Origin of the sequence: Evansella halocellulosilytica (assembly GCF_002335745.1) — a bacterium.
GTDB classification, from domain to species: Bacteria; Bacillota; Bacilli; order Bacillales; family Salisediminibacteriaceae; genus Bacillus_CA; species Bacillus_CA halocellulosilytica.
Genome location: NZ_NIST01000001.1, coordinates 1,686,713 through 1,703,305, shown reverse-complemented (window position 1 = coordinate 1,703,305; position 16,593 = coordinate 1,686,713). Strand labels below are relative to the sequence as shown.

The 16,593-nt window shown below is 40.8% G+C and carries 15 protein-coding genes; 1 reads left to right on the top strand and 14 read right to left on the bottom strand.

Annotation, left to right across the window (positions count from 1 at the left end; translation table 11 throughout):
• Positions 1-56: 56 nt before the first annotated feature.
• The 5 genes from CD001_RS08130 to CD001_RS08110 all read right to left on the bottom strand — a co-directional run bounded on the left by CD001_RS08130 (position 57) and on the right by CD001_RS08110 (position 6,051).
• Entirely contained in the window at positions 57-743 is a 687-nt protein-coding gene (locus CD001_RS08130; RefSeq protein ID WP_096187018.1) for a heptaprenylglyceryl phosphate synthase, read from the bottom strand.
• Positions 744-1,243: 500 nt separating this feature from the next.
• Positions 1,244-2,257, bottom strand: a complete 1,014-nt coding sequence (locus tag CD001_RS08125) for a nuclease-related domain-containing protein (protein ID WP_179298657.1) — start codon at positions 2,255-2,257, stop codon at positions 1,244-1,246.
• A 525-nt stretch (positions 2,258-2,782) separates the two neighbouring features.
• On the bottom strand, positions 2,783-3,082 hold the full coding sequence (locus CD001_RS08120; protein WP_096187016.1) for a YerC/YecD family TrpR-related protein: 300 nt from the start codon (positions 3,080-3,082) through the stop codon (positions 2,783-2,785).
• Between the two features lie 39 nt (positions 3,083-3,121).
• The gene (locus tag CD001_RS08115; RefSeq protein ID WP_179298656.1) at positions 3,122-4,216 is read right to left on the bottom strand and encodes a DUF3048 domain-containing protein; all 1,095 of its coding nucleotides are present in this window, start codon (positions 4,214-4,216) and stop codon (positions 3,122-3,124) included.
• An 89-nt stretch (positions 4,217-4,305) separates the two neighbouring features.
• A complete protein-coding gene (locus CD001_RS08110) occupies positions 4,306-6,051 on the bottom strand; it encodes an adenine deaminase C-terminal domain-containing protein (RefSeq protein ID WP_096187014.1) in 1,746 nt (581 codons plus the stop codon).
• A 131-nt stretch (positions 6,052-6,182) separates the two neighbouring features.
• On the opposite strand from CD001_RS08110, the gene CD001_RS08105 reads away from it, so the two are divergent.
• On the top strand, positions 6,183-6,443 hold the full coding sequence (locus CD001_RS08105; protein ID WP_096187013.1) for a YgaP family membrane protein: 261 nt from the start codon (positions 6,183-6,185) through the stop codon (positions 6,441-6,443).
• A 213-nt stretch (positions 6,444-6,656) separates the two neighbouring features.
• Here CD001_RS08105 and purD read toward each other — a convergent pair whose 3' ends face one another.
• From purD to purC, 9 genes are all read right to left on the bottom strand, one after another.
• Positions 6,657-7,922 carry a phosphoribosylamine--glycine ligase gene (purD, locus tag CD001_RS08100; RefSeq protein ID WP_096187012.1) on the bottom strand — a complete coding sequence of 422 codons (1,266 nt, stop codon included), beginning with the start codon at positions 7,920-7,922 and terminating at the stop codon, positions 6,657-6,659.
• 223 nt (positions 7,923-8,145) lie between these two features.
• On the bottom strand, positions 8,146-9,684 hold the full coding sequence (gene purH, locus CD001_RS08095) for a bifunctional phosphoribosylaminoimidazolecarboxamide formyltransferase/IMP cyclohydrolase (protein ID WP_096187011.1): 1,539 nt from the start codon (positions 9,682-9,684) through the stop codon (positions 8,146-8,148).
• Between the two features lie 3 nt (positions 9,685-9,687).
• Entirely contained in the window at positions 9,688-10,269 is a 582-nt protein-coding gene (gene purN / locus CD001_RS08090) for a phosphoribosylglycinamide formyltransferase (RefSeq protein ID WP_096187010.1), read from the bottom strand.
• Positions 10,263-11,303, bottom strand: a complete 1,041-nt coding sequence (gene purM / locus CD001_RS08085) for a phosphoribosylformylglycinamidine cyclo-ligase (RefSeq protein ID WP_096187009.1) — start codon at positions 11,301-11,303, stop codon at positions 10,263-10,265. The genes purN and purM overlap by 7 nt, the downstream gene beginning before the upstream one ends.
• A 15-nt stretch (positions 11,304-11,318) precedes the next feature.
• Positions 11,319-12,737: an amidophosphoribosyltransferase gene (gene purF, locus CD001_RS08080; RefSeq protein WP_096187008.1), complete on the bottom strand. Its 1,419-nt coding sequence runs from the start codon at positions 12,735-12,737 to the stop codon at positions 11,319-11,321.
• Positions 12,713-14,944, bottom strand: coding sequence for a phosphoribosylformylglycinamidine synthase subunit PurL (gene purL / locus CD001_RS08075; protein WP_096187007.1), 2,232 nt, complete (start codon positions 14,942-14,944; stop codon positions 12,713-12,715). The genes purF and purL overlap by 25 nt, the downstream gene beginning before the upstream one ends.
• Positions 14,928-15,611 (bottom strand): phosphoribosylformylglycinamidine synthase subunit PurQ, encoded by a 684-nt coding sequence (gene purQ, locus CD001_RS08070; RefSeq protein WP_096187006.1) that lies wholly within the window; start codon positions 15,609-15,611, stop codon positions 14,928-14,930. Before purQ ends, purL begins: the two co-directional genes overlap by 17 nt.
• Positions 15,608-15,862, bottom strand: coding sequence for a phosphoribosylformylglycinamidine synthase subunit PurS (gene purS / locus CD001_RS08065; RefSeq protein WP_096187005.1), 255 nt, complete (start codon positions 15,860-15,862; stop codon positions 15,608-15,610). Before purS ends, purQ begins: the two co-directional genes overlap by 4 nt.
• The gene (gene purC / locus CD001_RS08060) at positions 15,850-16,575 is read right to left on the bottom strand and encodes a phosphoribosylaminoimidazolesuccinocarboxamide synthase (RefSeq protein ID WP_096187004.1); all 726 of its coding nucleotides are present in this window, start codon (positions 16,573-16,575) and stop codon (positions 15,850-15,852) included. The genes purS and purC overlap by 13 nt, the downstream gene beginning before the upstream one ends.
• Positions 16,576-16,593 lie beyond the last annotated feature (18 nt).

The window sequence follows — 16,593 nt, the reverse complement described above, 5'->3', positions numbered from 1 at the left end:
CATCCAAACATATGTTCTCTACCTATATTTTATCGTATTCGCCATCAATTGTATACTTACTTCTGCACCGCATTTACAGTGTTCAACGCTGTTTTGAAATCGTCGTAAATGGCATCGCCAACAATAATGGTATGTGCGTGCTTTGCCATTTCACTTGCTTTTTCCACGCTGTCTATTCCGCCTCCGTAAAACAGATGGGCTTTCTCTAGAACAGCCGCAACTTGTTCGACAAGATCTGGGTCGCCATATGTACCGCTGTACTCTAAATAAAATACAGGCATTTTAAATAACTGATCGGTCATTCGCGCATATGCAATGACATCTTCAGTATCGAGGTCTGTTTTCGCATTTGTCAGCTGTGCCACTTTCGATTCGGGGTTCATCACACAATATCCTTCTGTGAGGACTTCATCCCAATTCATGATTTCTCCAAACTCTTTTAGTGCTCGATGGTGCAAGCCGTTCAGCCATGTCACTTCTCGTGTATTTAAAACAGATGGGATCAGGTAGTAATCGAAGCCTGGTACGATCGAGTGCAAGTTTGACACCTCAAGCGCGCATGCTACCGAATATCTACGAATTCTCATCAGCAAGTGTAATGTATTATCTTCTGTTACACCGTCGCTACCGCCAACGATTACCGCATCTGTGCCAGACTCACAAATCTGCTCAAGTGCTTCATCTGAAATTTCTTTATTTTGATCTAACTTAAATGCATGTTTCCAGTCTTGATATTCAAGCATATTTTCAGTTCCTCCAACATTCTCGTTTCACTCTGATAAGTATATCAAAAATCACGTTAGGACTCATTAGTGAGGGAAAAGTTTCTAAATTAAGGAAAGCCCGCTTTTTTTCATGATGAACTGTTTATTATGTGGAAGGGGGTATTCTCAAGTGGTGATCGATTATTGTGAAGAGGTCATTCTCAAACGGGGGTATTCTCAAATGGTAGTTGTTTATATCTCTTGGGTTGCTTCTCTACAAAGTTTCGTTCAGACTAAACAAATTTGTGAAAATATATATTGAATTTTAACTGAATATTGGCTTTTTAAATCAGTTTTTTATAAAAAAGTAATATGAATGGTTTTTAGAGGGGCTATAACAAAGTTGAAGACCTTGTATGATGACTTATCCGCGAAAATTGGGGTTTATCCTGTAAAAATCCTTGTTTATCCGTGAAAAATTAAGTTTTATCCTGTAAAAAATTCAGTTTATCCGCGAAAATCAGTACTTTATCCGCTATCTAGAATGATTCTAATTGACATTCGTTACCGACATGTTTAATGATAAATGAAGTTAAGTCATAAACTCTATATTTTTTTGGCCCATATGATGGTAATTTCAACTCATTTAATAATCTATAAGCTACATCATGCGAGTCTATGAGAGCAAACTCGGCAAATGCTTTTACCGTTATTTTGTTAGATTTGAAAAGACCATAATCGACTAAAGCTTCTCGATGAGCTTTTTTTGATTTGCGCTGACAACTGAAACACTGCCAGCATCCATGGACTCTAGTCATCGGCAAATGTCCACATTCACTACAACGAACACCGCAGAGAATGTCATCATGAATGTCGTGATATTGTTGTCCAAAATCATTGAACCAAGGATCGTGAGACCTTTTAATCATATTTGCTAACTTTTTGAGTTCTTTCATAGACACTAATGTTTTTGAACAAGTTTGATCTAATAGCTCAATTTTATGTTCGATGCTTTTTGACCGGATAACTCGGTCAACCACTTTTTTGTCCGTTTTATCATTCATCACTTGTGCTCGTTTATTGGCTAATACGATGAACCCTTTTACTGGAAATGAATGCTCTACTTTCATTGAACGAAAGAATTTCACAATCTTCCTTTCAATATTTTCGACTTGATCGATTGGACAAGGGTATATTTTTTTCAGTCCATCAGTAGTTTGAACAAGTTGTTGATACGTATGATCAAAGGTTAACTCTCCAGTAATGTTTTTCACTTCAAAAATGAGAATATATGATCTAGTTAAAATGAGTGTGTCAATTTGAAAGGTATGTTCATGAATAGGTAGTTTGAGGTCGCATAAAATGAGGTGTTCCTTCGATTTCTTTAGAGGATCTAAGTAATAATCTGAGGCTAATTCTCCTTTAAAACCTGCTCTTCTTCTTGATAAGTCTGCATCAATTTCATTATATAGAATATGATTTGTCTGTAGCCTGGCGCGAACCCCCTCGAGTCTGCGAATTTCAAGAGGGTACGTTCGGGGTTTAATAAACAAAGCGTCCACTTCCTTTATTTAGTTTTTTGAAGGAATGATAGTTTACGAGGATTGTTCTTTCTCATAATAATTAAAAAATCGGAAAATGTGAACCACTTTCATGTAAATAATTGAATAATCTGTGAGTCCAGCTTTAAAATGAAGGAAATGTACCGGTCATCACTGATTTGCCATAGGAACCTTGGTGAGCATTTCCTGTTATCCGCGAAAATTGGAGTTTATCCTGTAAAAATCCTTGTTTATCCGTGAAAAATTAAGTTTTATCCTGTAAAAAATTCAGTTTATCCGCGAAAATCAGCACTTTATCCGCTAACTAGAATGATTCTAATTAACCAAGGAGCAAATCCCAACTTGCAAAACACTTACTACGGAAGCATATACCATTAATTTCCATGTGCCAGGCACCTGGAAATAACCTGGAAGGAAACTAGAAGGAACCTGGGAAGAAACCTGGAAACAACCGGTAATGACTACAGATAAAACATAGAAAAAAACCGCACGTTCGTTAGTGCGGTCCGGATTGATTTATTTTTTATCATTGTGCACTCTGTCGAGTGTCATTTGATAGCCATCGTTTCCGTAGTTAATGCAGCGCTTGACTCTGGAAATCGTTGCGGTACTTGCACCGGTATCTTTTTCGATACGTTGGTACGTGTACCCGTCCATCAGCATGCGAGCAACTTCTAAACGTTGGGCAAGAGATTGTATTTCATTCATCGTGCAAAGGTCATCAAAAAATTGATAACATTCTTCTTTGTCTTTTAAACTTAGAATCGCTTCAAAGAGTTGATCGAGCTCTTGTCCGCGCAGTTTATCAATTTGCATTACGGAATCCATCCCTTCTAAACTTCATTACTTAATGTTTTATGAGCCTGCATTAGCATCTGCTGGAATTGATACTCGACTCTCAATTCCTCCATTATTTGTAGGAACGAGATTTATAAAGGTTTGTCCAGGTAATAAGGACAACCTGTCACCGTCTTTATAAGGCAGCAGCACACCGTCCACATTGCGCCACTCCACTTCTTGCAGTACACCCTCTTGAATTAAATAAGCATTTCCGCCTGATTCAATATCAACATGACGTCTTCCTTGATCGTCGATGACTCGATGTTCTGTTTCAACAATAAATACATTTTTTGGTGCTACCGGATCATTCGTTTCACTATCATTGACTAATTGTCCGCCAACAGAGCGAACATATACTTTGTTTTCTCGGTCATAGCTATATTGAACATTATTCGATGAGCTACCGTAATCGATTTCAAATTCTGTTACATCGGCTCCCTCTGTTAACTCAAGCTCTTCCGTAAATGGGAGCTCAGGCGGTTTGAGACTTGTGTCATAACCAATTTGCTCGGCGGCTTCTACTAAATTAGCAAATGTTGTGTACATATTGTGCGGAGCGTTTCTATGTGAAGAACGTGTGAAATACGTTCCATCGTAGACAAGTCCACTAATAAAATCAACAGCTCTTTGTTCAATTAAATCAAATGCTCCAGGACTTCCCCCTGCAGATGCATAAATCGCATTCAAACCATTATTTAAGTAAATATAGTAATCCCGGGCACTCCGTACGTTACCAATACGTTCAGGCTGCTGACTGTGAAAAATTGCAAGCAGTCTCGTAATTGAGCCTTCTGCCAGAACTTCGTAAACGACATCTGCTTGGTATAAGCCCGAATGAGGTCGTGCTGACTGTGAGTTTTCAATCATGACACCAAACGCTCGATAATCAACATCTTCATTTGTACCTATTCCAGTTAATGGATACGTCTGATCATATACTGGCTCAGCTTCTTCTTCAACGTCTTGTTCTATTACTTTTTCATCGTTTTCATCTTCTTCAATACCCGTTTCATCTTCCTCATTATTTGTTGCTTCCTCTTCAGATTGACAGCCAGACATGATGAGAAGAATGACGAGTATTGCTGCAGTTATAGATGGGATTCGCTTCATGTCAAGATCAACCTTTCTAAAAGTGCAGGTAACTGCTAGATGGTATGACATTGTTGGCATAGAACAAGCACTCTATTCACTTTCTTAGTTTAACGCATAATCGAAGGAAAGAGTACCTTTTTCTTTTTTACATCAAAAATTCCTTTTTGTGTAATACGCACGTATGGCAAATGAGTCGCTGAAAAGAAAAGCAGACTGTATATAGGGTCAGAAAAACGGTATCCTCTTTTTTTCAATTCAGTCGATAATTGCGTTTCTTCGTCCATTAGTTGTTCCATCGTTTTTTTAGACATCACACCAAATAAATCGAGCTTAACTCGACTTATTACTTCTTCGCGCTCGAGCAAGACAATTCCTCCATTATGCTTTTTTAATTCGAAAAAAGCTGACAATAATCCTTTTTTACTTTTTCCGATTAAAATGATATCGCCGCTGTTGGAATACGTGCTTCCAAAACCGTAAATGTCTTTTGCAAAGCCTTTTACAACTGTACTCACAGTCCACTTTCCATTACGATCAATGAGCATGAAAAAGCATTCATCTTTTTTAGGGTTCAATTCTTCTTGTGATAAATCTTGGGTAACTTGGTATGGCTTAACAATGACATCGTTAACCATCTCTAATCCGATTGGAGTTGAAAAGTGAAAATCTTCTTCTGTAAGCTCCCAGTCGATATCCAAAGGAGTAAAACCGTATTTTTCCCAGTTGAATTGTTGATCCGGGAATACCGGTTGGTCGTCCTTACGAACCCAAACACCTTTCGCTAGCACATCGGTCGGGAGCGGTGTTTCCTTATTAGAAAGAAAGTTTAAATTGGCTAAGCGCCCCGGCGCAATCATCCCAAGAACATCATCCATATGATAATGCTTAGCGACATTGTATGTGCACATTCCTACTGCTTCTTCAAATGGAACCCCTTGCTGCATCGCTAAATCAATTAAATGATCCATCATTCCATCCTTTAAAAAACGAGGGGGAGATCCGTCAGTCGTCATTAGTAAATGGTTATAACTCGTGAAATTGTGATCATGTAATTGTTTTAAAAGACTTGGTAAATCAGGACGAATAGAAGAATATCGTAAAGAGGCAGTCATCCCCATATCTAATCGCTTTACTACGTCGTTTCCGGTCATTGATTCATGGTCACCATCTACTCCGATTAAGGCCATTTGAGTGAGTGTATTTTCTCCAGCTCCGGGAAAATGTCCTTCAATCGGTTTACGAACGTCCTTTGTCTCAAGAAGCCAGTGCAGCATCACATCGTCTCCTTGAAGAACTCTCGGCCAATCTGTTAATTCTCCTCCTTGAACTACATAAGGGTGATCGAGCCAGTCTCTCATATTTGAAAATGAAAACACATCATCTTCATTTCGTAGCTCTGTTTGACAATCGTACCTAGCCCACCAAAGCATCGTAGCGGGAGTTTTTTGGATATCCGCCAACAATGTAAGCGCTTTCGATTTGTCCAAATGTAAAAAAAGCAGCATATTGTCATTTATTAATGTCGTCGTCCCTCTTTCAGATGCATATTGAGCTAAAGTGAGGGGATGATATAACTGGAATGGGTGAGCATGATGTTCAATATATCCAGGCACGATAAGCTTATTTTTTGCACTATAAAGCGTTGTTCCATTCAAATTTGCTGGCATCTGTTCTCCTGTATAAATAATACGATCATGATGTATCCAGATATTCCCTTGCAGCCAGCATTTTCGAACACTGTTTAACCATATCGCATCTTGAATCACATATGTTGGTGCTGCTTCGCCACGGATTACATTTAACTGATCACGTATTTGTCTTTTTGTCCAATAGTGAGAAAATCCTTTGACCATACAAATCACCCATTTTTTAGAAAGTTTCTACTATGGTAACATATTCTTCCTTTAAATCGATGAAGATTTTTTTACAATTTTATTAAAAATACAAAAAGGTGTTTTTTAAAAAACAATCAGGAGGGTTCAATATGTTCAAACAAAATATCGGGGTCATTAATGCCATTGTCAGAATTACGTGCGGGTTTACTTTATTTGCATGGGCATTATCTAAAATGGTAAGACGTCCTTATGACACGATGCCATTGTTTACTGTGATCATGGGGGCAATGAAAATAGCAGAAGGAATTACCCGTTTTTGCCCGCTGACCTATTTATTCGAGGAAAAAGTCATGCATTTTGATGATGAAGAATATGACGATTATGATATATCACCAGTAAATCCTTCATAGTAAAGGCTTTATAACCATCATCCAAAACATACGACGCAATGAAGGAGGCGATCGTTTTATGAACTGGGAATTTGCTATTGATACACTGTTTCTTTACTTTTTGATATTTGGTAGCATTATCGCCGCCATGTTTTTTTGGATGAGACTTCATAAGAAAAAGAAAATGGACAGAAAATAGAAGACCTGGCCGGACTTTCCCTCCAGGTCTTCTGATTATCTTCGGCTCGTTACATGATGTCCTATATCACGTCTATAAAATAATCCGTCCCATTGTTGTTTTTCCAAAACATGATACGTGCTGGATAGCGCTTCTTCAATCGTTTTTCCTAAAGAGGAAAGGAGTAAAACCCGTCCACCATTCGTTACCCAATGCCCCTCTTGTTCTTGAAGTCCTGCATGGAACCAAGTTTGAATATCGTCATTGATCTTAGGAATATGAACGGCTACGCCTTTTTCGTACGAAGCAGGATACCCTTCAGAAGCTAATACAACACCTACACACGCTTCTTGCTTCCATTCGACGTTCATTTCTACATTATTTAACGTGCTTTCGATCACATCAATCAAGTCTGATTTCATGCGTGGAAGAACGACTTGTGTTTCAGGATCACCAAAGCGTGCGTTAAATTCAATCACTTTTGGACCGCTCTCAGTAATCATTAATCCTGCATATAAAATGCCAGTGAATGGTACCTTTTCTTTGACCATCGCTTCTGCCATTGGGCGCAAGATTTCTCTCTCTGCCTGTTCAACCCATCCGTTCTCTAAGTGAGGAACGGGGGAATAAGCTCCCATCCCACCGGTATTCGGACCTTGATCTCTTTCATATGCCCGCTTATGGTCTTGTACAGGCACCATTGGAATAACAGTATTTTCATGAACGAATGCCATTAAAGACAATTCCTCACCACGTAAACACTCTTCAATGACGAGAGAGCTTCCCGCTTCTCCAAAAGCTTTCTCCTCCATCATTTGATCAATTGCATTTAACGCTTCTGCTTCCGTCTCAGCAACAACGACTCCTTTACCAGCTGCTAGTCCGTCTGCTTTAACGACAATTGGCGCCCCTTGCTGTTTGACATATGCCTTTGCTGCTTCCACATTGTCAAACACTTCATATGAAGCCGTTGGGATCTGATATTTTTTCATCATTTCCTTCGCAAACGTTTTGCTTCCTTCAAGGGCAGCTGCAGCTTTTGAGGGCCCAAAAGTTGTTAGACCTTCGCAATTAAATGAATCAACAATTCCATCTACGAGCGGTGCTTCTGGTCCAACTATTGTTAAATCGATCTTCTCTTCTTTTGCAAATGTCATTAATTCGGCATGATGATCCGCCGGTATAGAAACAGATTTCACTTTTTCATTTGAGATCCCATCACTTCCTGGTGCGGCAAATACATGGGTCACTTTTTTTGATTGCGCGAGTTTCCAACAAATTGCATGCTCTCGCCCGCCATTTCCTATGACTAGTACTTTCACGAAAACCGCTCCTTTTAAAAATATCGTCCATCATTTTTTAATAGTAAGGATTTGATAAAGATTATTGTTAATTTGGGCAAGTGAATGATCGAATACGCGAGACTCCCCACGTAAAAGCGAACCAGTCGAACCCCTTAAGGAGGGGGAACGAGCGATGAGGCACGCGAAGTCCGGGGAAAGCGAGCGTGTTTGTCAATCACCAACAATAGGCCACCAAAAGAGATTAATGTTTAAAGTGGCGGACACCGGTAAAGACCATTGCAATTCCATATTCATCGGCTTTATCAATCGATTCTTGATCACGTTTCGAACCGCCAGGCTGAATAATCGCAGTTATCCCAGCTTTTGCTGCTGCTTCAACAGTATCATTCATTGGGAAAAACGCATCCGAAGCCAATACAGATCCTTGTACTGCATCACCAGCTTGTTCAATCGCGATTTTCGCTGCACCAACTCGGTTCATTTGTCCAGCTCCGATTCCAATCGTACAATCGGATTTACCGAGTACAATCGCATTTGATTTCACGTGTTTCACGACTTTCCAAGCCATTTTTAACTGTTTCCATTCATCCTCTGAAGGCTTACGCTTCGTCGGATTCGTTACAGATACATCTTCAAAGCTTAATGTATCTGTCTCTTGCATTAATGCTCCTCCTGAGACTGTCGTAATTCGTTGTTCAGACGGTTCATTATGAGTAAAATCGACTTTTAATAACCGTAAATTTTTCTTTTCAGTTAAGATTGCAAGCGCTTCTTCGGAAAAGTCAGGTGCAATAATAATCTCAAGGAAAATCTCCTTCATTTTTGCAGCAGTAATCCCATCAATTGCTCTATTCGAAGCGACTATGCCACCAAAAATTGAAACAGAATCAGCTTCATAGGCTTTCGTGTATGCTTCAAAAATGTTATCACCTATTCCTACACCGCAAGGGTTCATATGTTTAATTGCCGCAACTGCAGGCTCTTTGAAATCACGGACAACAGCTAATGCTGCATCAGCGTCATTAATATTGTTGTAAGACAATTCTTTCCCGTGAAGCTGCGTAGCATTTGCAATGGAAGCAGGATTACCTAGAGGCCGTTCGTAAAACGCGGCTTGCTGATGCGGATTTTCCCCGTATCGGAGCATTTGTTTAAGATTGTATGTGACCGTTAATTTCTCTGGAGCTTCCTCTCCTGTTTGGTTCGTTAAATATTCGGCAATAAGTGCATCGTATGAAGCTGTATGGCGAAATGCTTTCGCGGCAAGCTTTCGTTTCCTTTCTCCTGATAATTCGCCAACATTTTCTTTTAACTCTTCTAAAACGCCGTCATAGTCTGAAGCATCAACGATAATCGCGACATCTTTATGATTTTTCGCTGCTGCTCTAATCATCGATGGTCCGCCAATATCAATATTTTCGATAGCATCATTAAATGTTGTGTCTTTTTTTTCAATCGTTTCTTGGAATGGATAAAGATTGACAATAACAAAATCAATTAGACCGATTCCTTGTTCTTTTAATGCGGCTAAATGAGCTTCATTGTCACGAACAGCTAACAATCCTCCATGAATGTTTGGATGAAGAGTTTTGACACGTCCGTCCATAATTTCAGGAAATCCAGTGACTTCTTCAATCCCAATAACGTTGATGCCGGCTTCCTGTAATGCTCTTTTCGTTCCACCGGTTGAAATCACTTCAATCCCTAGTTCCTCTAGGCTTTGAACGAAAGGAATAATTCCCGTTTTATCAGATACACTGACTAATGCTCTTTTTTTCATCTGTTATCCGCTCCTTTTAATCTGCTCAATGACAGCTTGGATCGTAGCAGGGTATAAAGAGTGCTCCACTCGCTGAATCCGCTTTTGAACATCCTCTTTCGTATCCCTGCTGTCTATTTTAACAGGTTCTTGCGTAATAATTGGCCCCGTATCCATTCCTGAATCAACGTAATGAATCGTCACTCCGGTTACTTTTACTTTTGCATCGAACGCTTGACCGACCGCATCCAATCCAGGAAATGCAGGTAACAGTGACGGATGGATGTTTAAAATCCTATTTTCATACGCTTCTAATAATGTTGAACCGATTAAACGCATATAGCCTGCAAGGACAATCAAGTCGATCCCAGACTCTTGAAGCTTCGTTAAGATTTCTTTTTCAAATTCAGCTTTAGAATTGAATTGTCTCGGATTGAAACAAAAAACGGGTATGTCATGTGCAATTGCTCGTTCAACAGCATAGGCATCTTGATTATCGGTAACGAGCAATTTCACTTTCCCATCAATATTTCCTTCTTTTTCAGCACGAACAACTGCTTCAAAGTTACTGCCGCTTCCTGATGCAAAAACAGCGATATTTACCATTGAATCGCCCCCTGTAAGGAGACACCTGCTTCATTAATGACAGATCCAATGACAAGCGGTGATTCTCCAGCATCGGAAAATGTATGAAGAACGTGTTCAACATCATATTTTCTAACTGCTACGATAAAACCGATCCCCATATTAAACGTTGAAAATAAATCTTCCTCGGTTAAACTCCCTTTCTCTTTCAACCATTGAAAAATGGATGGTACTTGCCAAGTCGTCAAATTGATTTTTGCTCCTAAACCTTTTGGAAGCATGCGTGGAATATTTTCATAAAAACCTCCGCCTGTAATATGTGCAGCCCCTTTAATCAGTTCCGTCAAGAGAAACGGAAGCATCGCACGGACATAGATTTTCGTTGGGGTTAAACAAACGTCACCGATCGTCTTGCTAGCATCGGCTTCAAACGAATCTGACCATGTCAGCCCTTCATCTTTGACGATTTTTCGTACGAGAGAAAAACCGTTACTATGGATACCGCTTGAAGGCAGACCGATTAACACATCACCTTCACGAATATTTTCTGAATCAATCAAATGCTGCTTCTCAGCAGCGCCGACTGTAAATCCTGCAACATCATATTCATTTTCACTATATAAATCTGGCATTTCAGCTGTTTCCCCGCCAATTAGTGCACATTCTGACTGGCGGCAGCCTTCGGAAATTCCAGCAACAATTTGTTCGACAACAGTCGGATCATTTTTACCGAGAGCTAAATAATCAAGGAAAAACAGCGGTTTTGCCCCTTGGACGACAATGTCGTTAACACACATTGCCACCGCATCAACCCCGATCGTATCGTGCTTATTCATGCTTTGTGCGATGAGAAGTTTTGTGCCGACACCGTCTGTTCCGGACACTAAAACAGGCTCTTTATACGATAAGGAAGAAAGGTCAAAAAGGCCCCCGAAGCTTCCGAGTGCACCTATCACTCCTGGCTGTTTCGTCGATTGTGCATGCTTTTGTATACGACGCACCCCTTCATAGCCGGCTTCTATATTTACACCGGCAGCTTCATATGCTTTTGACATCGTTTATTTCCTCCTTCATTGCTGAACCTTTTCATAAGGATGATCAGATTCAGGATAAATTTCTGTCGGATAATTTCCGGTAAAACATGCTAGGCACTGTCCGCAGTTTTCCATTTCGCTCGAACGTCCAATTCCAGTTTTTAACCCTTCAATCGTTAAATAGTCTAACGAATCTGCGCCAATTTCTTCGCGAATTTCTTCAACTGTTTTCGTTGCAGCAATTAGTTCACCTTTTGTCGACGTGTCAATCCCATAAAAACACGGGTTTGTAATCGGCGGTGCACTAATACGGACATGAACTTCTTTTGCACCGGCTTCTTTTAAAAGACGGACGATGCGGCGGCTTGTCGTTCCACGAACAATCGAATCATCAACCATGACGACTCTCTTTCCTTCAACAACGCCGCGTACTGCAGACAACTTCATTTTCACCCCTTGTTCACGAAGCTCTTGTGAAGGTTGAATAAACGTACGTCCGACATAACGGTTTTTAATAAGTCCTAATTCATATGGAATTCCAGCCTGTTCAGCGTATCCAATCGCAGCTGATATACTTGAATCCGGGACTCCGGTAACGACATCTGCTTCGACCGGGTGCTCAGTCGCGAGCTGTTTGCCCAAGTTTTTTCGAGCATGATGAACGTTAATTTCATCGACATTACTATCAGGACGAGCAAAATATACATATTCCATCGAGCAGATTGAACGTGTCGGAGATAATGAAAAACGTTCGCTGCGAATACCTTCATCTGTAATAATGAGCAGTTCTCCTGGTTCAACTTCTCGTTCATACGTTGCACCGATAATGTCAAATGCACATGTTTCAGATGAGACGACATACGCATCGCCTAGTTTGCCAATCGATAACGGGCGAAGACCATTCGGATCGAGCGCGACCATTAATGCATCTTCAACCATCACCATAAATGCGTATGCACCTTTCACCATTGTGAGCGCATTTTTCACACGATCTTCAAGTCTTTCATATCCGCTTCGTTTAATGAGATGAGCTAACACCTCAGTATCTGACGTCGTTTGAAAAATACTGCCTTGACGCTCTAATTGGTGCTTTAAAGCCGTTGCATTGACTAAATTTCCGTTATGAGCAAGTGCTAAGCTTCCCGTCTGTGAATTAAACATGAGTGGTTGTACATTAATTAAGTCACTATCGCCAGCAGTTGTATACCGTACATGACCGATTGCACCATTTCCGTAAAGTTGGCCGAGCTCATTCGGGCGGAATACTTCATTCACGAGACCGATTCCCTTATTTGCTTTAAGTTTTTCCCCATCAGTAACAACGATACCAGCACCTTCTTGACCACGATGCTGTAAACTGTGCAATCCATAATACGTAATATGAGCAGCGTCTTTATGCCCCCAAATTCCAAACACACCGCACTCTTCGTTTAAGCCTTTGATTTCAGTAAGCATGAAATGGCACCTCTCCATGTGTCTTCAAGTTGTCGAACCTTTTCTTCAACGATGAGCTGTCCTTTTGAATTATAAACAGACATAACGTCCTTTTTCGTTACTTCTCCAATGCATCGTGCTTCAGGAACAAGTTGTTCAAATTGATCTTTGTTTTCTTTTGAGACAGATAAGATGTAACGAGATGGCGTTTCAGCAAAACACTCCTTCACGATATCATCACTATTCAGCTGAACAGATGCACTGAGGTCCGTTCCAAACGTACATTCAGCTAGCCCGACTAGGAAGCCGCCTTCCGCTAAATCATGAGCGGATTGAACCGTTCCCGCTTGAATTGCTTGCAGCACTTGCTCTTGTCTTTGTTTTTCAAGTTCAAGATCGATTTTCGGAGCCTTTCCTGAAATGTCTCCTTGCTGAAGCTTTTGCAGTTCACTTCCACCAAAATCATCGTCCGCTGCTCCAAGTACATAGACGAGATCTCCTTCATTTTGAAACTGCTGACGTGTAATATGATCAGTATTTTCAATGAGTCCAACCATCCCAATGACAGGTGTTGGATAAACAGCACCTTTTGCCGTCTCATTATATAACGACACATTTCCGCCGATAACAGGTGTACGAAGAACTTCACAAGCTTCACTTAAACCGTCCGTCGATTTTTCTAGCTGCCAGAAAATTTCCGGTTTATCTGGGCTTCCGTAGTTTAAACAGTCGGTTACACCTAGCGGTTGTGCTCCTGAACAGATTAAATTTCTAGCAGCTTCGGCAATTGCTAGCTTTCCGCCTTCATAAGGATCAAGGTAAATATAGCGAGAGTTACAATCGGTTGTCATCGCTAGTGCTTTTTCTGTACCACGAATTCTTAATACCGAAGCATCTGACCCTGGCTGGACGACTGTGTTCGTTCTTACCATGTAATCGTATTGATCATACACCCATTCTTTACTTGCAATCGTCGGCTGACGTAGTAAGTCATGCCATGTGTTCTTCACATCCGTCACAGCAGGTTTATAAGGTGTTTGTTGTTGGAACTGTTCATAATACTTTGGAATAGAGGATGGCTTATGATAGACAGGAGCTTCTTCTGCTAATGCATCGACTGGTACATCAGCAACGACATCTCCGTTATGAAGCAGACGTAGTCGTTGATCATCTGTTACTTTTCCGACAACAACTGCTTTTAGCTCATAACGTTGAAACAGTTCGATCATTTCATCTTCACGACCTGCTTCAACGACTAAGAGCATCCGTTCTTGAGATTCAGACAGCATCATTTCATAAGCACTCATATTTTGTTCACGCTGCGGCACGAAATCCAAGTTCATTTCAATACCAGAGCCCGCCTTGCTTGCCATTTCGGCAGATGAAGACGTTAACCCAGCTGCCCCCATATCTTGAATACCGACTAAAGCATCACTTTTCGTCGCTTCTAAGCATGCTTCTAAAAGAAGTTTTTCCATAAATGGATCGCCGACTTGAACAGCTGGTCGTTTTGATTCTGACTCTTCACTAATTTCTTCAGAAGCGAACGTCGCTCCGTGAATTCCATCTCTTCCGGTACTTGCTCCTACATAAATGACAGGGTTTCCGACACCTTTTGCCTGCCCTTTTTGAATATCTTTATGATCAATCAGACCGACACACATCGCATTGACGAGTGGGTTCCCTTCATAACAAGGATCGAATTGAACTTCGCCGCCGACAGTTGGGATTCCAATACAGTTACCGTATCCGGCAATCCCTGCGACAACTTCTTCAAACAAATACTTCACACGAGGCTTTGTCAATTCTCCAAAGCGCAGCGAGTTTAATAGTGCGACTGGACGCGCGCCCATTGAAAAAACGTCACGAATAATCCCGCCGACACCAGTTGCTGCTCCTTGATAAGGCTCAATGGCTGACGGGTGATTGTGGCTTTCAATTTTAAAAACGACTGCTTGGTCGTCACCGATATCGATGATTCCGGCACCTTCACCAGGTCCTTGCAGAACGTTTTCACCAGAAGTCGGGAATTTCTTTAGGAGTACTTTTGAATTTTTATAGCTGCAATGCTCTGACCACATAACAGAAAACAAGCCTAGTTCCGTGTAATTTGGCAGACGACCTAAAATGTTTTCAACCAGTTGAAACTCATCATCTGTTAAGCCCATTTCACTGTAAATACGATCACTTTTAATTTTTTGAGGAGATGGTTCATGAAGTAATTGCATTGCGTTCCCTCCACTCTTTTAACATTGATTTAAAAAGGGGTAATCCGTCACTAGACCCTAAATGTTCATCTACTGCTCTTTCTGGGTGCGGCATCATACCGAGTACGTTTCCTTCTTTGTTCGTAATTCCTGCGATATGTTCTCTTGATCCGTTAATATTTTCTTTATACGTAAAGACGATTTGGTTATTTTGTTTTAGCTGTACGAGCGTTTCATCATCACAGTAATAATTCCCGTCACCATGGGCGACTGGAATTGTAATTTCTTGTCGCTCACGATATGAAGATGTAAACATCGTCTCATTGTTTTCAACGACGAGTGTAACAGGGCGGCAAATGAACTTTAACTGCTCATTTCTTTTCATCGCTCCTGGGAGAAGCCCTGCTTCAAGCAACACTTGGAACCCATTACAAACACCGAAAACGGGTTTGCCTTCGTTTGCTGCAGCAACAACTGCCTTCATAACTGGTGAAAAACGGGCAATCGCTCCTGAGCGCAAATAATCTCCGTACGAGAATCCCCCTGGAAGCAAGATCGCATCAAAGCGGTCTAAACTTGTATCTTGATATGAAACATATTCTACTTCCGCTCCTAGTTCGTCTTTGACCGCGTAGTACATGTCGAGGTCACAGTTTGAGCCAGGAAATACGATGACCGCAAATCTCATGACTCAATGCCCTCCTTTATTTCGTAACGATAATCCTCGATAACCGGATTGGCTAAAAGTTTTTCACACATCGCTTCCACTTGTTCATTGATCGTTTCTTTCGTACCGTTCATGTTAAGTGTCATCACTTTACCGATTCTGACATCTTCAACCCCGTCAAAACCTAAATGGCTTAATGAATTTTTCACGGCTGAACCTTGAGGATCAAGGACCCCTTCTTTTAATGTCACGTAAACTTTTACTTCGAACATGTGCTGTCTCCTCCTAAACGTTGTAAAATCGTTTCGTATCCGTTTTGTAAGCTTCCGAGTTGAAAGCGAAACAAATCTTTATCAAATGATTCACCGGTTTTTACATCCCATAATCGGCATGTGTCCGGGGAAATTTCGTCTGCCAACAAGACATTCCCTTTCGGATCACGACCAAATTCAAGTTTGAAATCAACTAGCTGTACGTCAATTTGATTAAAAATCGTCATAAGCCTGTCATTTACTTGAAGAGCGACCGTTCTCATTTTTTCCAGTTCATCTGATGTAGCAAGGTTTAAAGCATGAATATGATCGACATTGATAAGCGGATCGCCAAGGTCGTCATCTTTATAATAAAATTCAACGATTGGCGTATTGAACAATCTTCCACGTTGTAACCCGAGACGCTTCACTAAGCTGCCTGCCGCGACATTTCTGACAACGACTTCTAACGGAATGATGTCGACCTTTTTAACAAGCTGTTCGTGTTGTGACACCCGCTTGACAAAATGACTTTCAAGCCCTTCACTTGCAAGCTTTGAAAATAGTAAACTACTGATTTCATTGTTTAAGATTCCTTTACCTTGGAGAACCTCTTTCTTTTCTCCGTTAAACGCTGTTGCATCATTTTTATACTCGACGAGCAATACGTCTTTTTCAGCTGTTTCATAGATTCGCTTCGCTTTCCCTTCGTAAAGCAATGTTCCTTTTTCCATGAGGAAATCCCTCCGAAT